General features: G+C 73.2%; 20 protein-coding genes. 14 read left to right on the forward strand and 6 right to left on the reverse strand.

Annotation, left to right across the window (positions count from 1 at the left end):
- Nucleotides 1-311 precede the first annotated feature (311 nt).
- Together D7231_RS23000 and D7231_RS23005 are read left to right on the forward strand one after the other, a co-directional pair.
- Nucleotides 312-737 (forward strand): DUF6542 domain-containing protein, encoded by a 426-nt coding sequence (locus D7231_RS23000; RefSeq protein ID WP_147449783.1) that lies wholly within the window; start codon nucleotides 312-314, stop codon nucleotides 735-737.
- Nucleotides 730-2,124, forward strand: a complete 1,395-nt coding sequence (locus tag D7231_RS23005; RefSeq protein WP_120757402.1) for an LCP family protein — start codon at nucleotides 730-732, stop codon at nucleotides 2,122-2,124. The genes D7231_RS23000 and D7231_RS23005 overlap by 8 nt, the downstream gene beginning before the upstream one ends.
- A gap of 42 nt (nucleotides 2,125-2,166) precedes the next feature.
- Here the strand turns inward: D7231_RS23005 and D7231_RS23010 are convergent, their stop codons facing one another.
- Together D7231_RS23010 and D7231_RS23015 are read right to left on the reverse strand one after the other, a co-directional pair.
- Nucleotides 2,167-2,481 (reverse strand): putative quinol monooxygenase, encoded by a 315-nt coding sequence (locus tag D7231_RS23010; RefSeq protein WP_120757403.1) that lies wholly within the window; start codon nucleotides 2,479-2,481, stop codon nucleotides 2,167-2,169.
- 32 nt (nucleotides 2,482-2,513) lie between these two features.
- The gene (locus tag D7231_RS23015; RefSeq protein WP_241999867.1) at nucleotides 2,514-3,533 is read right to left on the reverse strand and encodes a hypothetical protein; all 1,020 of its coding nucleotides are present in this window, start codon (nucleotides 3,531-3,533) and stop codon (nucleotides 2,514-2,516) included.
- A 446-nt stretch (nucleotides 3,534-3,979) separates the two neighbouring features.
- Between D7231_RS23015 and D7231_RS23020 the strand changes: the two genes are divergently transcribed.
- From D7231_RS23020 to D7231_RS23070, 12 genes are all read left to right on the forward strand, one after another.
- Nucleotides 3,980-4,951, forward strand: coding sequence for a glycosyltransferase family 2 protein (locus D7231_RS23020; protein ID WP_120757404.1), 972 nt, complete (start codon nucleotides 3,980-3,982; stop codon nucleotides 4,949-4,951).
- Nucleotides 4,951-6,336: an NAD(P)/FAD-dependent oxidoreductase gene (locus D7231_RS23025; RefSeq protein ID WP_120757405.1), complete on the forward strand. Its 1,386-nt coding sequence runs from the start codon at nucleotides 4,951-4,953 to the stop codon at nucleotides 6,334-6,336. Before D7231_RS23020 ends, D7231_RS23025 begins: the two co-directional genes overlap by 1 nt.
- Nucleotides 6,337-6,425: 89 nt before the next feature.
- Nucleotides 6,426-7,841 (forward strand): aspartate aminotransferase family protein, encoded by a 1,416-nt coding sequence (locus D7231_RS23030; protein WP_120757406.1) that lies wholly within the window; start codon nucleotides 6,426-6,428, stop codon nucleotides 7,839-7,841.
- A complete protein-coding gene (locus tag D7231_RS36250; protein WP_147449784.1) occupies nucleotides 7,841-8,230 on the forward strand; it encodes a hypothetical protein in 390 nt (129 codons plus the stop codon). Before D7231_RS23030 ends, D7231_RS36250 begins: the two co-directional genes overlap by 1 nt.
- Complete coding sequence (locus D7231_RS23035; RefSeq protein WP_147449785.1) at nucleotides 8,227-9,756, forward strand: FAD-dependent oxidoreductase; 1,530 nt, start codon at nucleotides 8,227-8,229, stop codon at nucleotides 9,754-9,756. Before D7231_RS36250 ends, D7231_RS23035 begins: the two co-directional genes overlap by 4 nt.
- Nucleotides 9,753-11,000 carry an MFS transporter gene (locus D7231_RS23040; protein WP_120757408.1) on the forward strand — a complete coding sequence of 416 codons (1,248 nt, stop codon included), beginning with the start codon at nucleotides 9,753-9,755 and terminating at the stop codon, nucleotides 10,998-11,000. Before D7231_RS23035 ends, D7231_RS23040 begins: the two co-directional genes overlap by 4 nt.
- Nucleotides 11,001-11,122: 122 nt before the next feature.
- A complete protein-coding gene (locus D7231_RS38160) occupies nucleotides 11,123-11,539 on the forward strand; it encodes a hypothetical protein (protein ID WP_120757409.1) in 417 nt (138 codons plus the stop codon).
- 186 nt (nucleotides 11,540-11,725) lie between these two features.
- Nucleotides 11,726-13,333, forward strand: a complete 1,608-nt coding sequence (locus D7231_RS23050) for a M48 family metalloprotease (protein ID WP_120757410.1) — start codon at nucleotides 11,726-11,728, stop codon at nucleotides 13,331-13,333.
- A gap of 51 nt (nucleotides 13,334-13,384) precedes the next feature.
- On the forward strand, nucleotides 13,385-14,464 hold the full coding sequence (locus tag D7231_RS23055) for a hypothetical protein (protein WP_199739429.1): 1,080 nt from the start codon (nucleotides 13,385-13,387) through the stop codon (nucleotides 14,462-14,464).
- 223 nt (nucleotides 14,465-14,687) lie between these two features.
- Nucleotides 14,688-15,206 (forward strand): cupin domain-containing protein, encoded by a 519-nt coding sequence (locus D7231_RS23060; protein ID WP_228774150.1) that lies wholly within the window; start codon nucleotides 14,688-14,690, stop codon nucleotides 15,204-15,206.
- 39 nt (nucleotides 15,207-15,245) lie between these two features.
- Nucleotides 15,246-16,928, forward strand: coding sequence for an FAD-binding oxidoreductase (locus D7231_RS23065; RefSeq protein ID WP_120757411.1), 1,683 nt, complete (start codon nucleotides 15,246-15,248; stop codon nucleotides 16,926-16,928).
- Nucleotides 16,929-16,950: 22 nt separating this feature from the next.
- Complete coding sequence (locus tag D7231_RS23070; RefSeq protein ID WP_120757507.1) at nucleotides 16,951-17,712, forward strand: SDR family NAD(P)-dependent oxidoreductase; 762 nt, start codon at nucleotides 16,951-16,953, stop codon at nucleotides 17,710-17,712.
- A 50-nt stretch (nucleotides 17,713-17,762) separates the two neighbouring features.
- On the opposite strand, the gene D7231_RS23075 is transcribed toward D7231_RS23070, so the two are convergent.
- The 4 genes from D7231_RS23075 to D7231_RS23090 all read right to left on the reverse strand — a co-directional run bounded on the left by D7231_RS23075 (nucleotide 17,763) and on the right by D7231_RS23090 (nucleotide 22,216).
- Nucleotides 17,763-18,911 carry a ferritin-like domain-containing protein gene (locus D7231_RS23075; RefSeq protein WP_120757412.1) on the reverse strand — a complete coding sequence of 383 codons (1,149 nt, stop codon included), beginning with the start codon at nucleotides 18,909-18,911 and terminating at the stop codon, nucleotides 17,763-17,765.
- The gene (locus tag D7231_RS23080; RefSeq protein ID WP_120757413.1) at nucleotides 18,908-20,806 is read right to left on the reverse strand and encodes a GMC family oxidoreductase; all 1,899 of its coding nucleotides are present in this window, start codon (nucleotides 20,804-20,806) and stop codon (nucleotides 18,908-18,910) included. The genes D7231_RS23075 and D7231_RS23080 overlap by 4 nt, the downstream gene beginning before the upstream one ends.
- Nucleotides 20,803-21,312: a hypothetical protein gene (locus D7231_RS23085; protein ID WP_120757414.1), complete on the reverse strand. Its 510-nt coding sequence runs from the start codon at nucleotides 21,310-21,312 to the stop codon at nucleotides 20,803-20,805. The genes D7231_RS23080 and D7231_RS23085 overlap by 4 nt, the downstream gene beginning before the upstream one ends.
- A 190-nt stretch (nucleotides 21,313-21,502) precedes the next feature.
- A complete protein-coding gene (locus D7231_RS23090; protein ID WP_120757415.1) occupies nucleotides 21,503-22,216 on the reverse strand; it encodes a L,D-transpeptidase family protein in 714 nt (237 codons plus the stop codon).
- Nucleotides 22,217-22,223 lie beyond the last annotated feature (7 nt).

Raw genomic sequence — 22,223 nt, forward strand, 5'->3', positions numbered from 1 at the left:
TCGTGCTTCTGTGGCCCCGGTCGTGCCGGTGATTCCGTCGTGCCGGTGATTCCGTCGTGCACATGGAATTTTTCCGGGGAATTCATATTTTCCGCACCAACTCCCCTTTGAACCACTGTTATTGGTACGGTCCCGGCGAATGAGACGATACGTCTCCGGGCGGCGCCGGTCGTGGACGTCCCGCTCTCCGGTGGCCGGGGGAGGCGGGGTCCGTGCGGCAGCCCGGAAATAACACTTGCTATATTGCGCAACTGTGAAAGTTGCGAGGTCGGCGTGGACAGCGCGGCGGCCGGATCCGATGGGGAGCACGTATGGGCCGTAGGCGGACCGAGACACCGGGGAGGCCGCGGCTGCGGGCGCGGCGCGCCGGAGCGGCGTCGGCCGCCCCGGCAGCACTGCTCGTGGCGGGCGCCGGTGTGGACGAGGCGGCCGGAGCCGGCCTCGGCCTGATCTTCGTGCTCACCGCCGCGGCCGCCGCCGCCCTCGCCGCGGTGCTCTGTCCCCGCGGCCGCACGTGGTGGGTGCTCGCCGCCCCGCCCCTGGTCATCGCCGTGGTGGCCGTCGGCGCCCAGCTCGCCGCGGGCGCGGGCAGGAGCGGCGGCAGCACCGTGATGGCCGTCGTGCACTGGGCCCTCGACACGTTCCCCGCCATGGCGGCGGCCGAGGTCACGGCGGCCGTCGTCCTGGCCGGGCGCGCGCTGCGCCCCGGCCGGGGGAGGAGGGCCTGCCATGCCTGAGCCGTACCGCCGCGACCGCAGCCGCGAGCCCGCCCGTAGCCGCGACCGGGACCGTAGCTACGACCGCGACCGGGACCGCAGCCATGACCGCCAGCGCCCCGGCGCCCGGCCGCGTCCGCAGAACGCCGGCCGCGGCCGCCCCGCCGGCGGGCCGCGCCCCCGCGGGCGCCGCGCCGGCCCCACCCTGAAGCCCGGGCGCGCGGCCCGCATCGCGGTCTGCCTCACCTCCGCGCTCGTCATGCTCACCAGCGGCGTCGGCTGGTGCGCGTACCACTGGCTGGACCGCGGCGTGAACACCTCCAGCGCGCTGGACGCCCTGCGCGACGGCGCGCCGCCCAAGCGCGGTGACGCGGTGAACCTGCTCCTGATCGGCCTCGACAGCCGCAAGGACATGAACGGCAACGACCTGCCGAAGGAGTTCGTCCAGGACGAACTGCACGCCGGATCCAGCGGCATCGGCGGCTACAACACCAACACCCTCATCCTCATGCACATCCCGGCCGGCGGCGGCAAGGTGACGGCCTTCTCGATACCGCGCGACGACTACGTCGAGATCGCCGGCGGGCGCGGCGAGCACAAGATCAAGGAGGCGTACGGGATCGCCAAGGCCGAGGCCGAGGAGAAGCTGTCGGCCGAGGGCGTCAAGGGCGCCGAGCTGGAGCACCGTGGCCGCGAGGCGGGCCGCGAGGCCACGCTGGCCACGGTCCAGAGCTTCCTCGGCGTGCCCATCGACCACTTCGCCGAGGTCAACCTGCTGGGCTTCTACGACATCGCCAAGGTGGTCCAGCCCGTCCCGGTGTGCCTGAAGCACCCCGTGCGCGACCGGTACTCCGGCGCCGACTTCCCCGCCGGGCCGCAGCAGCTCGACGCCCGCCAGGCGCTGTCGTTCGTCCGGCAGCGGCACGGCCTGCCCGGCGGCGACCTCGACCGCACCCACCGCCAGCAGGCGTTCCTGTCGTCGGTCACGCACAAGCTCCAGGAAGAGGGCGTGTGGAGCGACTTCGGGAAGCTGCAAGGGCTGTTCGACGTCATCAAGAAGGACGTCGTCATCGACAACCGGTGGAACATCCTGGACTTCGCCCGGCAGGCCCCCAACCTGACCGGCGGCAACGCCGAGTTCCACACCCTCCCCATCGAGGGCTTCGCCACCCGCAAGGGAGAGGCCGTCAACCTCGTCGACCCGGCCAAGGTCAAGTCCCTCGTCCAGGCGATGACGGGGCGGAAGGAGAAGCAGAGCGACGCGCCGGCCGCCGGACCGCAGCGCCAGGAACAGGGGAAGACCTCCGGCGGCGGGGGAGACGCCAAGCCGGGCGGCTCGGATCCCGTCTCCTCCGACTCCTTCCAGGGACCGCCGGTCAAGATGGGCGGCGTCCCCTGCGTCGACTGACCCCCGTCGGCTGACCCTCCGGGCGCCCCCGGTCCGCCGTCCTCAGACCCTGCCCTTGGCGACGACGAGGAGCCGCTCGTAGTGCTTCATCTCCTCGATGTCGCCCACGAACGGGCGGACCTCGGCGAGGAACGGCCGGAAGTGCGGACCCTCGCGGAAGCCCTGCTCGTGGTCGTGCACCGACGTCCACTCGATGCGCAGGACGAACCGCTCCGGCTCCTCCACCCCGCGCGAGAGCTCGTAGCCCAGGCACTGCGGCGCCGCGTACAGGTGTTCGGCGGCGGCCGCGTACGCCTTCTCGAAGGCGGCGCGCCGCTCCGGGTCGGTGATGCGGTAGCGGATGTACTCGACGGTCACGGGGCCTCCTCTTGCCGCGCCACGGGTGAAGTTCAGCCGGTGAAGCCGACGTGCACGTGGTCGTGGTGGGTGTCGTCGGTGAAGAACTGCCGCCCCGCGCCCGCCCCCGCCGGCAGCAGCGGGCCCCCGACGTTGTACGAGCCGGCCGCGGCGGCGTCGCGCATGAACGCCTCGACCAGCGCGCGCGGCGTCGCCCGGTCGACCACCGCCCGGCCGTCGATCCGCCACACGTCGAAGGCCCGGCCCGGCGGGTGGTCGCTGGGCCGGCCGGTGCCGAACACGTTCAGGGGATGGCCGGACCGTACGACGCTGACGTCCATGCGGTAGCGCTCCGCGAGCCGGAGCATCGCCCGCAGCACGCTCGCGTGGACGCCGCCGCCCCGGATGTCGGCCGCGGCCGCCGCGGGCAGTCGGATCCGGGCGTCGCCCAGGACTTGCCGCGCCGGCTCCGGCAGGCTGCCCGCCGCGGGCCCGGGCTCGGCCGGGTGCAGCTCGCCGACCGACCAGCGCGGCGCGCCCGCGGTCAGGCGCACGTCCACGGTCGTCCCGCCCGCCACCACGGGCCCGCCGCCCGTGCGCGTCCACTGCCGGCAGACGACCAGGACGCTCGCGGAGCCGGCCAGGATCCCGCCGTACTGGGCGTCGGTCACCTCGACGACGGCCGCGTCCGCGCCGGACAGCAGCGGCCCGGCCTGCCCGGCGAGCGCGGGCGGCAGGCCGAGCGCGGCCACCCGCTCCCGCGCCTTCGCGACGCCTCCGCCGCCGTCGCGCCACCTGCCCAGGGCCTCGACCAGTCGTACGGCGCGCAGCTTCACCTCCGGCCGGACGTCGGAGGGATCGGGGCGCCACGCCGCCGGGCGGGGGAGCCCGGCGGGTGACGGCGGCGCGCTGCCCATGGCGTTGCGCGGGGGCGCCGTCCCGCACGCGCAGACGGACGCGCCGAGGGCGAGGCCCGCGGCCCCGGCCAGGACGGCCCGGCGGCCCAGCTGCGCAGGCCTCGTGGGAGCGGCCGCGCGAGCCTCCGGGCCGCGGGGCACGCCGTGTCCGGGCACGCGCCGTCCCCTTCCTCACGACGTCCGGGTCGCATCCCGTCCAGGGCTTCCTCCGCCCGGACAGGGGGCGGCGGCCGGCCGGGGCCCGGCTCCAGTCTCGGCCCCGGCCGCCGGCGCCGCACGCGGCACTGCGCCACCCGGGAAATTCGGTCCGGAAACCGGTATTTCGCGGGGCCCCGGTCCCTGCCGCCGGGATCTTGCCCGCCCGCTCGGCCGTCGGCTACCGTCGATCGGTGCAGCGGGAAAGTATCGAAAATGCGCGGCAATGAAGGCGGCTGCAAGGAAGCCGCAAGGAATCTGCAAGGCGGCGCGAAGAAGCCTGCACGGAGAAAAGCGCGGCACGGAGACAATCCCTGCGACGACAATCCCGTACGGCCCCGTACGGGACGGCACGGTCCCGCAAGACCCCGCACGGCGACAACCGGCTCCCGGCACAGGAGAGGCCCATGCCTGCCAGCCAGACCAGCCCACCGTCCCCGACCACCCACCTGATCAGCGTCGTCCTGCCCTGTTACAACGAAGAAGCGGTGCTCGCCCGCACCCACGACCGCATCGCCCGGGCCCTGCACCCCGTGGAAGGCGTCCGCTACGAGGTCATCTACGTGGACGACGGCAGCACCGACGCCACGTGGAACCTGATACGGACCTTCACCCGCGAGTCCCCGATGGTGCGCGCCGTCCGCTTCAGCCGGAACTTCGGCCACCAGGCGGCCTGCCTCGGCGGGCTCAGGGAGGCCCGCGGCGACGCGGTCGTCGTCATCGACGCCGACCTGCAAGACCCTCCCGAAATCATCCCGGAAATGGTGGCCCGCTGGCGCCGGGGATGGCACGTGGTCTCCGCACGGCGCACCGCCCGGCACGGTGAGACCGCCTTCAAGAACTTATCTGCCTTCGCCTTCTACCGGCTCCTCGGCAGGATTTCCGACCACCCCGTGGCATTCGACACCGGAGACTTCCGGCTGCTCGACCGGGAAGTCGTCGACCTGCTCACCGGGCTGGCCGACCGGGAGCTCTTCCTGCGCGGCGCAGTCGGCTGGGCGGGATTCCCCGAAACGACCATCGAATACCAGCGGGATCCGCGGGCCGCCGGCGAATCCAAATACACCCTTCCCAAAATGCTCGCCCTCTCCCGCAGCGCCTTCCTCACCAGCGGCTCCGTCCTCCCGCTGCGGCTTCCCCTGTGGACCGGCACCGCCTCCCTCGCCGCCTCCCTCGTCACGGTGCTCACCCGCCGGGGCCGCGCCGGGGCCCTGCCGCTCGCCTTGTTCGGCCTGGAGTCGCTGGCCGTCGCCGCCCTGGGGGAGTACCTCCACGCGGTCCTGCGCCAGGTGCAGGGCAGGCCCGCCTACGTGATCAGCGAACGGATGAGGAGCACGATCCCCGGGGCCGTCCTCGCCTCGGTCGAGGAGGTCGCGTGATGCAGCACCAGCACCCGGACGTCATCGTCGTCGGCGCCGGCTTCACCGGCCTGTCCGCCGCGCTGGAGCTCGCGGAGCTCGGCCACACCGTACGGCTCCTCGAACGCGACTCCGACATCGGCGGCCTCGCCGGCAGCTTCACCGTCGGCGACCGCCGCCTCGAACGCTTCTACCACCACTGGTTCGCCTCCGACGAGGAGATGCTGCGGCTCTGCGCCCGGCTCGGCATCGCCGACCTGATGGAACCGCACCTCACGCGCACCGGCATGTACTACGCCAACTCCGTCTACCGCCTGTCCAAACCCCTCGACCTGCTCCGCTTCGCCCCGCTGCCCCTCCTCGACCGGCTCCGGCTCGGCCTGCTGACCGTGCGCGCCCAGCGCGTGCGCGACTGGCGCCTCCTGGAGCACCGCACCGCCGAGGAGTGGCTGGTCTCCCTCGGCGGCCGACGGGTCTACGACGTCGTGTGGCGGCCCCTGCTGGAGGGGAAGTTCGGCGACCACGCGGCGGAGGTCGGCGCCACCTGGATGTGGACCAAGCTCCACCTCCGCGGCGGCAGCCGCACCCGCTCCGGCAGCGAGACCCTCTACTACCTGCGCGGCGGCAGCGACGCCCTCCTCACCGCCCTCCGCAAGCGCCTCGCCGACCACGGCGTCGACATCCGTACGGACACCGCCGTGCGGTCCGTCACCACCGACGGCCGCCGCGTCACCGGCGTCCGCACCGCGGACGGCGAGCTCCACTCCGCGGGCCAGGTCCTCCTGACCGTCGCCCCCGCACTGGCCGCCGGCATGCTGGAGGACCAGAGCGACACCCACCCCTCCGTGCCGCCCCTCCTGCGCCGGCTCCGCAGGATCCGCTACCTCGCGAACCTCTGCCTCGTCCTGGAGAACAACCGCCCGCTCTCCGACACGTACTGGCTCAACGTCAACGACCCGGCGTTCCCGTACGTCGGCGTGATCGAGCACACCAACATGGACGATCCCGCGCGCTACGGCGGCCGGCACATCGCGTACCTCTCCAAGTACCTGCCCGCCGACGCGGAGCTGTACCGGATGGACGACGCGCAGGTGTTTGAACACAGCCTGCCGTACCTGCGGCGGATGTTCCCCGGCTTCGACCGCACCTGGGTCGACGCCTACCACGTGTGGCGCGCCGAGCACGCCCAGCCCGTCATCACCCCCGGCTACACCCGCATCATGCCTCCCGTGCAGAGCCGCGTGAGCGGCCTCTACCTCGCCGGAATGGCACAGGTCTTCCCCGAGGACCGCGGCACCAACTACGCCGTGCGGGACGGCCGCCGCGCCGGGCGGCTCATCGCCGACCGGCTGCGCACCGGGCCCGGCGGCCGGAACCGGAACTTCCCCGAGGACTCGCACGCCTGACCAAGGCGCCGCGCCCGCCCGCTCCCACGCCTGAACCCGCGGACTCCCACGCTCGAACCCGCGGACCCCCCGAACCCCCGAGGACCCCCATGCCCGAACTCATCTCCCTGGACCAGGCCGAACACCTCGGCATCGACCAGGTCCACGACCTCTACGAGAAGTACGTCAGCCGCAGCCAGGTCTCCCTCATCGGCTCCTTCGGCTTCGGCCGCGACCTCGTCGACAGCGCCGAAGGAGCGTGGATCACCCTCCGCGACGGCCGCCGCATCCTCGACTTCACCGGCGGCATCGGCGTCCTCAACCACGGCCACAACCACCCGCGCGTCCTCGCCGCCCGCGACCGCTTCCGGCAGCGCCGCCGCATGGAGGTCCACAAGAACTTCTTCTCGCCCTACGTCGCCGCCCTCAGCCACAACCTGGCCGCGCTGCTCCCGGGCGACCTCGACATCTGCTACTTCCCCAACTCCGGCGCGGAGGCCGTCGAAGGCGCGGTCAAACTGGCGTACAAGTACCACGGCGGCCGGCGCGGCACCGTCCTCCACACGGACATCGCCTTCCACGGCAAGCTCCTCGGCGCCGGCAGCCTCACCGCCTCCCCCGAGATCCACTTCGAGTTCCCGCGGATCCCCGGGACCGACTCCTTCGCCTTCGGCGACCTCGCCTCCTTCGAGCTGGCCCTGGAGCGCCACCGCGACTCCACGGGCCGCAGCGACGTCTACGCCGTCGTGCTCGAACCCTTCAGCGCCTCCGCCCTGCGCGAGTGCCCGCCCGCGTTCCTCCGCGAGGTCCGGCGGCTGTGCACCGAGCAGGACATCGTCCTGGTCTTCGACGAGGTGTACACCGGCTGGGGCAAGACCGGCGAGCTCTTCCACTTCATGCGCTGCCCCGGCCTCGTCCCCGACATCCTCGCCATGTCGAAGTCCTTCGGCGGCGGGAAGTCCTCCATCTCCGGGTACGTGGCCCGCGAACCCGTCTTCCGCAGGGCCTACGACAACCTCGCCGACGCCACCCTGCACAGCACCACCTACTACGGATTCGGCGAGGAGACCGCCACCGCGCTCGAAGCGGTCCTGGTCGCCGTGGAGGAGGACTTCCCCGGTCGTGCCCGCGCCCTCGGCGAGCAGCTGTCCGCCGGCCTCGCCCGCATCGCCGCACGCCACCCCCGCCTCGTGGCCTCCACCACGGGCCGCGGCGCCCTCCACGGCGTCTTCCTGCGCCCCGGCCCGGAGCTCCCCGACCGCGTCCGCGCCCTGCTCCCCGCGGCCGCCCGCGACCCGCAGGCCGTACCCAAGCTGCTCACCGCCGCCGTGATCGCCGCCCTGTACCGGGAGCACGGGATCCTGACCTTCTTCGGCTCCAACCGGGACATCGCCCTCATCGTCTCCCCGCCCCTGGTCGCGGGCGAGGAGGAGGCCGGCCTCTTCCTGAACGCCCTCGACGCCGTGCTCGCCAAGGGCGCGACCCGCCTGCTGACCGGGTTCCTCAAGGAAAAGGTGACCGCCTGATGCGTGAAGGTGACCGCCTGATGCGCGGCGCGCTGCGCGCGAGCGGCCTGCGCTCGTACTGGCTGCGGCAGCACGGCTGCCTGCACACCCTTCAGGCCCGTACCGCCGCCGAAGCCCATGTGACCGGCACCCTGACCACCCTTCCGCTGCCCTACCGGGCCGCCTACGCCCTCACACTGTGCCTGCTTCCGGCGGCCTTCCTCCTCGCCTCGGGGCACGGCCTGCGCAACGCCTCCGCGGCCCAGGGCCGCCGCGGCATGCAGCGGCTGGCCGCCCTGCCCGGCTTCGGGGACGTCGTCCGGGCGAGCACGGCCCTCGCCCTGCTCGGCGCCCTCGACGGCACCCCCGGCCAGCAGCCGCCGGCGCCGCACCGGGGAGCGGACCGGTGAAAGCACTCAACGGACCGCAGAGGGGACCGCTGAGCCCGCGCCCCATCCGCACGCCGCACCCCCGCGGCACCGACAGCGACGTCCTCGTCATCGGATCCGGCGCCGGCGGCAGCGTCGTCGCGCGGGAACTCGCGGCCGCCGGGCGCCAGGTGACCGTGCTCGAAGAAGGCCCGCGCGTCGGCACCGGCAGCATCGCCGCCGCCACGCCCGCCGAGAACATGCGCCACCTCTACCGGCAGGGCGGCCTGATCCCCGTCTTCGGCACCCCCACCCTCGCCTACGGGGAAGGGCGCTGCGTCGGCGGCACCACCGTCGTCAACGGCGGGCTGCTGTGGGAGCCCCCGCCCGCCCTCCTCAACCGCTGGGCCGCCGAGTCCGGCGTGGCCGGGTACCGCGCCGCCGACCTCGCCGCGCACCTCGGCCTCATCGCCCACCGCCTCGGCGTCGCCGCCCAGCCGCACGGGGCCGGAAACCACGACTCCCGCCTGCTCGCGGCCGGGGCCGAGCACCTCGGCTGGCAGTGGCAGCCCGCCCACCGGGCCGTCCGCGGCTGCCGCCACAGCAACCGCTGCACCACCGGCTGCCCCACGGGCGCCAAACAGAGCATGGCCGTCAGCTACCTCCCCGAAGCCGAGGAACTGGGCGCCCGGATCGTCCCCGGCACCCGCGTCCTGCGGATCCTGCACGAGGACGGCGCCGCCACCGGCGTCGTGGCGGCCGGGCCCGGCGGGCGCACCGTCGTCCACCGGGCCCGCGAGGTCTTCCTCGCCGCCGGGCCGCTCCGGACGCCCGCGCTCCTGCAACGCAGCCGCATCCACCGCCGGACGGCCGGCCGCGAGCTGTCCCTGCACGTCAACCTCCGTACCGTCGCCCGCTTCGACGAGCCCGTCCACGCGGACCGGGGCACCATCTTCACCGCACAGGTCCACGAATTCGCCGCCGACGGGGTGCTGATGATGCCGTCCAACGTCACGCGCGGCGCGCTCGCCGCCGCACTCGCGAGCCGCCCCCCGCAGCTCCTCGACCGGCTGCTCGCCGCCTTCGGGACGCTCGGGTCGTACACCACCCAGGTCCGCATGCAGGGCAAGGCCCGGATCCTGGCCGCGCCGCGCGGCGGGCTCCTCCTCCGGCACGGCATGACCTCCGCCGACCACAGCCTGCTGCGTGAGGCGTTCCGGCGCACCAGCGAGGTGCTGTTCGCCGCGGGCGCCCGGGAGCTGATCCCGCCGGTGGCCACCGCGCGCCCGCTCCACTCCCGCGCCGAAGCCGAGGAGTTCTGCCGCCGCGTCCGCCCCGGCGACTGGGAACTGGTGTCCGTGCACGGCATGGCGTCCGCCCGCATGGGCCTTCCCGGGCGCGGCGGCACCTGCGACGAGCACGGCCGGCCCCACGGCTTCCGGAGGCTGCGCGTGTGCGACGCGAGCGTCCTGCCCGGCGTCACCGGCATCAGCCCGCAGGGCACCGTCATGGCGTTCGCCCACGAGATCGCCGAACGCTTCCTGCACACGTCCCCGGGGCGCCCATGACCGAGCCGATCACCGGAGTGCGCGCCCCCGCGCCGCCGGGCAGCTCTCCCGGCGGCCTCTTCACGCGCACCGCCGTCGCCGCCTCCTGCGTGGGGTTCGTCCTCATCGGCGCTCTCCAGTCCCTCTACGGGCCCGCGATCCCCGCCCTGCGCGAGGAGTTCGGGCTGTCGCCCTCCGCGGCGGGGCTCGGGCTGAGCGCCCACTTCGTCGGCGGCGTGACGGGCGTCCTGGCCTTCAACCGCATCCACGGCCGGGCCGGCAACCGCGTCCTCCTCGGCTCCTCCTACGCCCTCATGGCCCTCGGCAGCATCGCCTTCGCCCTCGCCCCCGCCTGGCCGGCCGCGCTCGCCGCCGCCCTCGTCGCGGGCTTCGGCTTCGGCGGCATCGACTACGGCCTCAACCAGCTGTTCGCCACCGGCTTCGGGCACCGCAGCACCGCCATGCTCAACGTCCTCAACGCCCACTTCGGCATCGGCGCGGTCGCCGGCCCCGCCCTCATCGGCCTCCTCGGACCGGACCGCTATCCCGTGGCCTTCCTCGCCTGCGGAGCCCTCTCGGCGGCCCTCCTCCTCTTCCTCAAAGGGGTCCGCGACAAGGACGCGCCCCCGGCCGCCGAAGGCCCGGCCGGGCCGTCCGCACCCCCGCCGGGAGCCGGCCGGACGGTGCTGCTCCTGGGCGCGTTCGTCCTGCTGTACGTCGTGCACGTCGGCGTCGAAGCGGGCGTCGGCGGTTGGGAGCCCACCCACCTCGAAACCGTCGGCTACGGAACCGCCGCGGCCGCCTCCGCCACCTCCGTCTACTGGCTGATGCTGACGGCCGGCCGGTTCCTCGTGGTGCCGCTTGCCGTCCGCATGCCCGAGCCGGTCATCGTCGCCGTCAGCTGCGCCGGCATGCTGCTGTGCACGGGCGCCGCCGCCGTACCGGGCCTCGCCCCGTACGCGTACGCGGGCGTGGGCCTGTTCATCGCGCCGGTCTTCCCCACCGGACTGCCCTGGCTGCACCGCACCGTTCCCACCGCCCGCCGCGCCGCCGCCTACGTGATCGCCGCGTCCATGGTGGGCGGCGTCGCCGCGGGCCCCGCACTGGGCAGGGCGATCGAGCTGTCGGGCGTACGAGCCGTGCCGGTGGTGCTGTGCGCCATGACCGCGGTCTGCCTGCTCGCGACCGTGTGGCTCGCCCGTGCGACCCGGCCGCCGCGGCCTCCCGGCCCGCGGCGCCACCGCCCCGCTCGCCCGTGCGAGTGATATATCGCCGACCGGTGACGGTGGAGAGCCGCGGTCGGCCCCGCGGCGCGCGACGATGCCCGGGCGGGGGTTTCGTACGCATCCACCCCGGCCTTGACCGTTTCCCCTTGCGTGGAGGTGCCGTGTACACCACCGAGCCAGTCGCCAACACCCTTGCCCCGTCCCCCCAGGAGGACCAGCTGGCCGAGGACTACGCCAGCATCCTCGGCACCCTCTCCCGCATCGACGAGGCGGTGCGCGAAGGCGCCTGGCAGGGGGTGCGCGACGAACTCGACCAGCTCATCAGCGCGGCCGAGGACATGTGGTCGACCCTGACCGACCCCGACCCCAGCGCGGACGACGCCGACGCCGACCGCCGCCGCTTCCCGGTGACGGCCGACCCCGCCACCGTGCGCCGCCTGGTCACCACCTACGCCGAGCCCTACCCCCTCGGCCGCCTGCTCTACCCGTCGAACGGCGCCACCCCGCCCGACCTCCGCCCCCGTCAGACCCCCGAAGACCCCGCGCTCCACGACCCCCACCCGGAGACCTGGACCTGACCCGGCTCCGGGACCTGACCCGGACCCGTCCGGCACCCAGCGGCGGCGGCCCCCTTCGGGCCGCCGCCGCTGCTTGTGTTGCCGCATTTTTAACTTTTTGCCGATTCAAAACCTTGTGCGGCATACTGACGATTCTCCCCCCGGTGCACTGACCATTCCTTATTTCTGTGTGAGGGCCCCTGCCCCATGGGCGTTTTTCTGCGTGCCCTGCGTGCACTTGTCGTGCTCGCGGGTTTCTATCTGCTGTGCCTCGTCATCCTCGGCGTCTTCGCCGGAATCGGAGTCGCCGCTTATTGGCGGGGAGTGAATCCCCTCGCCCTCAAACTCACCGTCGTCCTCGCCTTCCTGGCCTTCCCCGTCGTCCGCGGAATGCTTCTCCTGCGCACCCCCAAGGACGACGGCGACGAAGGCATGCCCGTCACGGAGGAGCAGCAGCCGCGGCTCTGGGCCGCCGTGCGCGACGTGGCCGGCGCCGCCGGCACCCGCATGCCCGACGAGATCCTCCTCACCGCCACCGTCAACGCCGCCGTCAGCGAGAACGCCCGCCTGCTCGGGCTCCTGCCCGGCCACCGCCGGCTCTACATCGGCGTCCCCCTGATGGCCGGCCTCGACGAGGCACAGCTGCGCGCCGTCCTCGCCCACGAGTTCGGTCACTACGGAAACGCCGACACCCGCCTCTCCGCCCTCACCGCCCGCGGCCGGCACGCCGTCGCCCGCACGGTGAACGCCTTCGCGGAGCGGGCCGAGCAGCAGGTGGAGAAGGAGCGGCTGCGCCAGGAGAAGGCCGCCGAGAAGGCCCTGCGCAAGGGCCGCAAGGCCAAAGAGGTGGACACCCGCGGCGCCGGGTGGAGCTACCGCCGCATGAGCAAGCTCTTCATCGCCTACGGCAAGTTCGCCCTGCGTGCCACGCAGAAGGACGCCCGGCGCCAGGAGCTCGCGGCCGACCGGCTCGCCGTCCGGATCGCGGGCCGCGACGCCACCGCCACCGCCCTGCGCGAAACCGTCGTCCTCGACGCCGCCCACGGCTTCTACCTCCGCGGCTACGCCACCGTCGGCGTGGCCGCCGGACTCCTGCCCCCGTACGGCCAGTTCTACGGCGGCCTGGCCCGCCTGCTCGCCGAACCGGCCCGCCAGGAAGAGCTCGACGAACTGCGCCGCGACCTCCCGCCGGGCGACCCCTCCCCGTACGACGCGCACCCCCCGACCGCTGAGCGGATCCGCCTCATCGAGGCCATGCCCGACGACGGGCGCGGCGGCCGGCCCGCGGGCCCCGCCATGGCCCTGCTGGACGACCCCGGGCGCGTCCACGCCGACCTCGAAGCGGCCACCCTCACCCAGGAAGCGCTGCACATGCCCCGCGCCGACTGGCCCGAGCTCGTCCACCACGGCATCCGCGCCGGCCACGAGGCCGACGCGGAACCGCTCCGGGACGCCATCGCCCGCGTCACCGGCGGCCGCACCACCGTGCACGCCCTGCTCGACGCGGCCGACCACGGCAGCCTGTGGCAGATAGCCGCCGGCCTCCCGCACCCGCCGGCCGCACAGCGGGTCAGCGGCCGGGCCGCGCGCGAATTCCTGCGCCCGGCGCTCCTCGACGGCCTGGCCGGCCTCGTCCTGCTGGAGCTCGTGGACGCCCGGACGGCCTGGTGGGAGCTGTCCTGGGCGGAGAGCGCCCGGCTGCACCTGCCGGACGGCTACGACACCCTGCTGCCGCAGGCCCTGGAGGCGGCCGTCGCCGACGCCCCCGACACCGCGCCGCTGCGCCGGCTGCTGCCGCCGGCCGCACACGCGTGACCTCCGCGCCCGGTCTCCACTTCCCGTTCTCACGAATCGAGCCGAACTCCCGTGGCACGACTGCTGCCCCTCCTCGTCATAGCCGTCTGGATCTACTTCTGGTACCGGAACCGCAAGGGCGCCGCCGCACGGCCCGAGCGCGAGAAGGCGACCACCCCCTCGCCCGCCCGGCTCTCCAAGGAAGCGGCCGCCCTCGGCCTGCTCCCGCAGGACCGGCAGGACGCCGAGCGGCTGCTGCACGACCCGCAGATCGACGGTGCGCGTGAGGCGGCGGAGCGCGGCGCATGGGAGCCCGCGGCCGAGGCCATGACCGCCATCGGCAAGGACTGGGAGCGCCGGACCGCGCTCGTCATCGCCCTCGCGCAGGTTGCGGCCGACGAGGACGCCTGGCTCACGGCCTGGGAGGCCGCCCGCCCCGGCGACCCCGGCGCCGCGGCCGTGCGCGCCCGGTCCACCGTCTTCCTCGCCTGGGAGCTGCGGGGCGCAAGCACCGCGGACCGGACCTCGGCCGAGCAGTTCGAGGGCTTCCACCGCGTCCTGCTGCGGGCCCGCGAGGACATCACCCGGGCGGTCGAGCTCAACCCCGAAGACCCCTCCCCGCTCGTCTCCGACCTCTGGGCAGGACTCGGCCTCGGCTACCCGCACGCGTACGTGCACGAGCTCTGGGCCGAGATCGCCGGCCGCGCGCCCTTCCACTACGAGGCGCACTACAGCGCCCTCCAGTACTGGTGCGCGAAGTGGCGCGGCTCGGAGGAACTGGCCCGCGAGTTCGCGGACAAGGCCGCCTCCGGCGCACCGGCCGGCACCCTGCTGCCCGCCCTGCGGCTCGTCGCCCACTTCGAGCACCTCGACCGGCCGTTCAACGGCAAGCACTACCGCACCCCCGAGGTCACGGCCATGGTCGACGCCCTGCTCGCCGACCTCCCGGCCGTCCGGCCCGACCACCCGCGCCTCCCCGAGGCCCGGCACCTGCTGGCCTTCTTCCTGGTGAAGCAGAAGCGCCACGCGGAGGCCCTCGAACAATTCCGGCTCGTCGACGGCTGCGTCGGATCGATCCCCTGGAGTTACTTCGAGAACCCCGCGGAAAAGTACTGCGATTACCGGGAACGAGCCGTTCAGAGCGCCCGCTAGTCACTTCCCGTTCAGCCGGGCACATCCCGTGCCCGCCCCCGCCGCAACCGAATAAAAAAGCAGAGCCCAATCCGATTCCGGTCTCGCTCAGCGTGAACTCATCACTGCACAGCGACACTTGACGGATTGGGCTCAGCTGCGTTGCCGGTCCCCGGTTCGCTGGGGAACGCTCGGAGCCGGCCGGTCGGGCGCTGCCCAGTACCGCGACGGATCTGGAGGAGAAATGACGACAGCGCCGCACGGGCGGGAAGAACTTCCCTTCGGCGAGGACGACGTCCTGCCGGCGGTCCTCAGACCGGGCGACGGAGCACAACGGCTGTGGGGAAAGGGCTCCCTGGTGACCGTGAAGCTCACGGCCGAGCAGACCAGGGGCGCCATGGGAATGACCCATTTCGCGGCGAAGCTCGGCGAGCGTTCCCCGAGCCACATCCACACGCTTGAGGACGAGATCTTCATGATCGGCAGCGGTGGCGTACGGGCCACCGTGGGCGACCGCACCGAACTCCTCGAAGGCGGCAGCGTGCTCTTCCTGCCGCGCGGAATCCCGCATTCGTATCTGGTGGAGAGCGAGACGGCCGACCTGTACGTGCTCACCTGCCCCGGCGGATTCGAGCGGTTCTTCCTGGACGGCGGATATCCCGTGCACATGGGAGCTGCCGCACCGGTCGGCGACCGCTGGTCCGTCGAGCGCACGCAGGAGGTCGCGGAGAAGCTCGGCCTCGGCATCATCTGGGGCAGCTGACCGGCGAAAACACTGGTACCGCACAGAGAGAACCATGGCATGTTGAACAGACGAACCATGCTGACCGGCACCGCCGCCGCAGTGGCGGGTGCCGCCGTGACACAGACGGGCCTCGCGCCCACCCGGGCCGCCGCGGCGGGCACCGGCGCCGGGGCGGAGGCCGGCGCGGGTGCACCTGCGGCAGTGACCGTCCTGCCCGACGACCCGCGCTACGCCGACCTCGTCGTCGGCAACAACACCCGCTGGGTGGGCCGCCCGGAGTCCGTGCGCATCGTGCACACCACCGAACAGGTCGTCCAGACCGTCCAGGAGGCCGTCCGCGCCGGAAAGCGGATATCCATACGGGGCGGCGGCCACTGCTACGCCGACTTCGTCTACAACCCCGACGTCCGGGTCGTCATCGACATGACGGCCATGGACCAGGTCGGCTACGACGAACAGCGCAAGGCCTTCGTCGTCGAGGCCGGAGCCACGCTGCTGCACGTCTACGAATCCCTCTACAAGGGCTGGGGGGTCGCCCTGCCCGGCGGCATGTGCTACTCCGTAGGCGTGGGGGGCCACATCAGCGGCGGCGGCTACGGAATGCTCTCGCGCCGGCACGGCCTGACCATCGACCACCTCTACGCCGTCGAGGTCGTCGTCGTGAACGCCGACGGCACCGCGCGGGCCGTGGTGGCGACCCGGGAGGCCGGGGACCCGAACCGCGACCTGTGGTGGGCGCACACGGGCGGGGGCGGCGGCAACTACGGCGTGATCACCCGCTACTGGTTCCGCTCCCCGGAGGCGACCGGCAGCGACCCCGCCAAGCAGCTGATGCACCCGCCGAAGGACGTCTACGTCAGCGCGATCTCCCTGCCCTGGAGCAAGCTGGACAAGGCGCGCTTCGCCACCCTGGTGAAGAACTTCGGGACCTGGCACGAGAAGAACGGCAGCCCCGACTCGCCGTACGCCTCGCTGTGCAGCTTCCTGATGATCAACCACCGGGCGAACAACAGCATCGGGCTGCTCACGCAGATGGACGCCACCGTGCCCGACGCGGAGAAGCTCATCAACGCCTATGTCGCCTCGATCACCTCGGCCCTCGGCGTCAAGGCCGAGCCGCTGACCTCTGCGGTCGGCGAACAGGGCCCGATGCCCGACTTCTTCACCCCCCAGCGCGTGCCCTGGCTGGCCTCCGTTCGCTTCCTCGGCACCAACAACCCCACGCTCACCAACCCCACCCTGCGCGGCATCCACAAGTCGGCCTACCTGCGCAAGGGCTTCAACGACGCCCAGATCGCCGCGCTGTACAAGCACCTGACGCGCACGGACTTGCAGAATCCCAGCTCGATGGTCGTTCTGCTCTCCTACGGAGGGAAGATCAACACGGTGCGCCCGGGCGACACGGCCTCCGCCCAGCGCGACTCCATCTTCAAGGGCCTCTTCCAGAGCTTCTGGCCCGACAAGAACCAGGACCCGCAGAACCTCGCCTGGACCCGCGAGGTCTATGCCGACGTCTTCGCCTCCACCGGCGGCTATCCCGTCCCCGGCCCGGCCGCCGACGGCTGCTACATCAACTACCCCGACAGCGACATCACCGACCCGCAGCAGAACAAGTCCGGGGTGCCCTGGACCACGCTCTACTACAAGGACAACTACCCCCGGCTGCAACGCGTGAAGGCCGCCTACGACCCGGGCAACGTCTTCCGCCACTCGCAGTCCATCGCCCTGCCCAAGCAGTGACCCCCTTATGGAGGAGAACCAGATGACCGCACAGTTCGAAGGCAAGGTCGCCCTCGTCACCGGGGCGGGCTCCGGCATAGGCCGGTCCAGTGCCCTGGCCTTCGCACGCCAGGGCGCCACCGTCGTGGCCGTCGACGTCGCGCTGGAGCCCGCCACGGAGACCGTGCGGCTCATCGAGGAGGAGGGCGGCAAGGCCAGCGCCGTCGCCGCCGACGTCACCAGCGCGCCCGACGTCGAGGCGATGGTCGCCACGGTGGTCGCCCGCCACGGCGGTCTGCACATCGCGCACAACAACGCCGGCCTCTTCGCCCCGCCCGCGCCGCTGGCCGACACCGACCTCGCCACCTGGCACCGGCTCGTCGGCGTCAACCTCACCGGCGTGATGCTGTGCATGAAGTACGAGATCGCCCACATGCGCGAGCACGGCGGCGGAGTGATCGTCAACGCCTCGTCCAACATCGGCTTCCACGGCCGCCGCCCCGGCATGGCCGCCTACGTCGCCTCCAAGGCCGGCGTCAGCGCCCTGACGCGGGTGGCCGCGCTGGACCACATCAAGGACGGCATCCGCATCAACGCCGTCAGCCCCGGCGCCTCCAACACCTCGATGTCCTTCCGGCCCGGCGAGAGCGAGGCCGACCGGAACGCGCGGGTGGCCGGCACGGTGCCGATCGGCCGGGTCGCGGAGACGGAGGAGATCGTCGCCGCGGTCCAGTGGCTCGCCTCGGACGCCGCGAGCTTCGTCGTCGGCCACGACCTGGTGGCGGACGGCGGCATGACGGCCTGAGTGCCGCGGAAAGGGGCGGGGTGCTCAGCGCCCCGCCCCTTTCCGCACCTTCACCGCAGGCTCCGCCGGACCCGGCCGAGGAGCTCCTCGGTGATCTCGTACGTGGCGGAGGCGTGCAGGCCCCGGGCGCGCCGGGCCGGGTCGGGGTGCGGGTTGCGGTACAGCTGCACGGACAGCTCGCGCAGCCGCAGCATGGCCGGCACCGCGGCGTGGAGCGCCGCCGGATCCCGGGTGTAGGCCCTCTCCAGCAGGCACAGCAGCCGGGCGTAGGCCTCGTTGAAGTGCTCGGCGGCGCGCCGCACGGCGCTCCCGGGTGGATAGTCGGCGACCTTGGCCGCGGGGTCGATGGCGTAGGCGTCCTCCCAGCTGACCTCGATCGCGGGGCCCGTCGGGCCGGAGGCCGGGGTGTCGTGCGGGCCGTAGGCGCGCCGGCGGCGGATCTCGTTGAACCGGAAGTAGTGCGCGGGCTCCCGGGCCTCGCCGAAGAGCAGGTCGTCGGAGTCGAAGACGCTGTGGCTGACGCCCTCGCCCTGCTCGGTGATGACCCGCAGGGCCGTGAGCGCGGAGGCCAGGCCGGTCACGGGGAAGACCTCGCCCCCCGAGTTGTAGAAGTCCTCCGGGCCGGCCTGCCGCCGCCGGTCGCCGTTGAAGAGCCCGGCCTCGCCCAGCTCCGCGGTCAGCCGGACCAGGCCTGCGCGGATGGTGTTGTAGAACTGGCCGATGGACGTCCAGCCGGTGTCGCCGGCCACGGACGGGTGGCCGGGCGGCTCCGCGACGTACTCCGGCCGCTCGATGGACAAGAACGTGTCCAGCGCGTCGGTGCCGAAGTGGCGCAGAGCCACCGGCACCTTGTCGCGGCTGTAGGGCAGCAGGGCCGGATAGCCGGTGACGAACCGGGAGCGGGCCACCAGGGGCGTGCCGCCGACCGCGTTGAGGAGGTTGGCGACGAGGGTCATGTGCAGCATCTCTTCGAGCACGACGGCCCGGATCGCGTAGAAGGCGGGCCGGTTGGTGCCGGGCCGCAGCGTGTACATCGCCGTCAGGTAGGGCGGGATGGTGAGGTGTTCGAGCGTGAGTGCGGCTTGCAGGAAGACGTGCAGGTCGGCGCGGTCGCGCGGGACCCGGAACGGCGGCTCCTCGACCCGGGCCGGCTCCGCCGCGATCCCGGCGGGGGCGTCCGGCGGCGGTGCGGTGCTCATGGGCGTCCCTCCTGCGGGCCTACGGCGGCGGGCCGGTGAGCCGCCGTCAGGTCGCGGTGGATGCGCTCGCTGCTGCGCAGGGCGAGGGCGGCCATGGTCAGCGAGGGGTTGGAGGTGCCCATCGAGGGCATGCTGCCGCAGCCGACGGCGTAGAGGTTGGGGTGGTCCCAGCAGCGCTGCCAGGAGTCGACCACGGACGTGCCGGGCGCGTCGCCCATGACGTGGGTGCCGCCGCCGTGCCCGGCGCCGTTGAAGGTGAAGTCCCGGCCCTCGAAGCGGAACCAGCCGGGGGAGAGCGGGCCCGGCCCGTACGCCGTGCGGTCCTCGGCGTCCAGCAGGCGGAAGATCTGGTCGGAGACGGCCTTCGCAGCGGCCATGCCGCTCTTGACCCGGTCGGAGAGGTCGTAGGTGAGGACCGGGCGCGGAATGCCGAGCCGGTCGGGCCGGCGCCGGTCGACGGTGACGCGGTTGCGCTCCTCGGCCTCCTGCTCCATGAGGAACTGCACGGAGACCTGCCGGCCGATCTCCCGGCCCAGCGCGGCCCGCAGCCGGGGCCCGAACAGGCCCTTGCCGCGGGGCTGCGCGGGGTCCGCCCCCATGCCCAGCAGGCGGGCCACGTCGCTGCCGGGCGAGCCCTCCGGCCAGCTCCAGCCCCAGTTGCTGATCTCGATGCGGAAGGGGGACCGGGAGCGCCGGGCGGGGCCGGTGCGGAAGCACTCCAGGCCCGCGGTGGACGCGGGCCCGCGGAATGGTCCGACCGGGTGGTCCAGGAGCCCCCAGCCGAGCAGGACCGGGTGGTCCATCAGATTCCGCCCGACCTGGTCGCTGTGGTTGCCGAGCCCGGAGACCAGGAGCAGCCGGGCGTTCTCGATCGCGTGGGCGGCGAGGACGACGATGTCGGCCTCGGCCGTACGGGTGGTGGGGGCGGGGGCCGCCGGGTCCTCGTACTCCAGGTACTCGACGCCGAGCGCGCGGCCCGTCCCGTCGGCCAGGACGCGGCTGACGACGGCCTGGGTGAGGAGGCGGACCCGGCGGCGGTCCCACGAGGCCTGCGTCTTGAGCGGCGTGTACTTGGCCTGTACGGGGCAGATGGGCACGCAGGAGGCGTTTCCCACGCAGCGCTCCCCGTAGTTGGGCAGGCCCGCCGCGCCCACCGGGCGGTAGCCGCGGCCGCCGTCGTAGCGCGGGTCGGGGGTGCCGTTGCGGGCGTGCGGGACGCCGACGACGCGCAGCGTGGTGGCGGGGGCGCCGGGCGTCTCACGGACGGCGGCGCCGTCGAGGCGGGAGGCGAAGACGTCGTCCACGTAGCTGCGGGGGATCGCGCGCATCGGATAGACGTAGCCGTCGGGGAACGGCAGCCCGATGGCGTCCGCCTGCTCGGCGGCGTCGCCGGCGACGCCGAGGGCCCGTTCGGCGGCGCGGTAGTGGGGCTCCAGGTCGTCGTAGCCGATGGGCCAGTCCCGGCCGTAGCCGTAGGTGCGGCGGGTGCGGAAGTCCTCCGGGTGCATGCGCGGGGTGAGGCCGAGCCAGTGCAGGACGGTGCCGCCGCCGGCGCGCAGATAGTCGCTGCCGTAGGGCAGGGGGCCCTGCTGGAGAAAGTAGCCGTGGGAGCGGTAGCCGCCGGAGGGCAGGCCGGTGAGGTCGAGGACGTCGGGGGAGGGGGCCGCGGCGTTGGGCCGGTAGGGGGAGTTGGGCACCTTGGCCAGGGCCGCGTAGTAGGTGTCCAGGGCGCCGAGGTGGCCGGGCCAGCTGCCGAGGGTGCCGGTGCCGGCCTCCAGGACGAGGACGCGCCAGCCCTTGTCCCCCAGCTCCTTGGCGACGAGGGAGCCGGACAGGCCGGCGCCGACGACGATCACGTCGTACCGCGCGCGGCCGTGGCGCGGGGCCGGGCTCATGGGCCGGCCTCTCGCGGGCCGGGGAGACCGGAAGTCCGCTCGCCCGCGCGGGGGACGGCCGGGGCGCCGGGCGGCGGATCGGCCCAGGTGCCGAAGCCGGGGGGCTTGGCGCCCGCCGGGTGGCCGTCGAAGGTGCGCCACACCAGGCCTTCGGTGTAGGCCTCGGGGGATACGGTGAAGGCGGTGTTGGCCCGCTCGCGGCCCAGCGCGGTGTGGACGGGCGCGGCGAGCTGCGGCCACACGCCCAGGTACCACATGTGGGCGATGGCGCGGGCGATGTCCCGGGCGGTCTCGTCGGTGATGCCGTCCGGATCGCCCCCGGCGGCGTCGAGGGCGTCGAGGAAGCGGCCGACGGCCGGGCCGCCCACCTGCTCCAGCGCGGTGCGGTGGTAGAGGCCGGCCATGCCCGTGCCGTGGAGGTCGAAGGCGCCGAAGCCGGTCAGCGCGGCCGAGGCGGTGAGGAAGTCGTCGAGGGAACGTGCGGACGTGCTCGTCTTCGGTGTCATTCGTGACCACCCATGCGTGACCACCCATCCGTGGGACCTGACGCATGTCTATCGGAGACTCCACGGTGCGTGAAGAGGAAACAAATCCCCTTCACTCGTATGAGTGTTCGGCGGCGTGGGGACGGCCCCCGCGCTCGGGGAGCGGGGGCCGTCCGGACCGCGGAGGAGAGGGGTGGGCCTCCGGGTCCGCTCAGGTGCCGGGCTTGCGGCCGTAGACGAAGACGTTGTCGCCGTTGCCCAGCATGGACCAGTACGCCTTGGCGTCGCCGGTGCGCATGTTCACACAGCCGTGCGAGCCGGGCGGGGACCAGACGCTGCCGTCGATGGCGTGGAAGGCCTGCCCGCCGTCGAAGAACTGCGCGTAGGGCATCCGCACCTTGTAGATCGTCGACCAGTGGTCGATCGACCGCCAGTAGATCTTCTTCGGGCCGGTCCGCGTCTCGTAGCCGTCCCGCCCCGTGCGCACCGGCACCGGGCCGAACCGCACGGACCTGCCGTCCTGTATCCAGCTGATCTGGCGGGTGAGGTCGACGCAGGCTATCCGGCCCTTGTTCACGGGGCACTTCCCGGCGGCGTTCGGATCCCGCCGGGTGATCTCGTCCTGCATCGCCGCCCAGGTGACGGGCCCCGCGAAGCCGATGTTCGGCGTGATGCGGTGGCTGGTCTGGAAGTCCTGGATCGCCTTGCAGTCGGCGGGCGACTGCTGCCCGTCCACCGGTCTGCCCAGGAACTTCTCGGCCTCCTTCTGGTAGGGCCCGGTCCGGCTCGTGCAGGCGGGGGCGGCCTCGGCCGGCCCGCTCCACGCCAGCGTCAGCGGCGCCGTCAGCCCGAGCGTGCCCAGCAGCACCCCGAGCCGGCGTGCCGTGACCGGGCGCACCGTCTTGTTCCTGCTAAGTGTTCCCATATGACGT

This window comes from Streptomyces klenkii (genome assembly GCF_003626645.1).
In the GTDB taxonomy this organism is placed as follows: domain Bacteria; phylum Actinomycetota; class Actinomycetes; order Streptomycetales; family Streptomycetaceae; genus Streptomyces; species Streptomyces klenkii.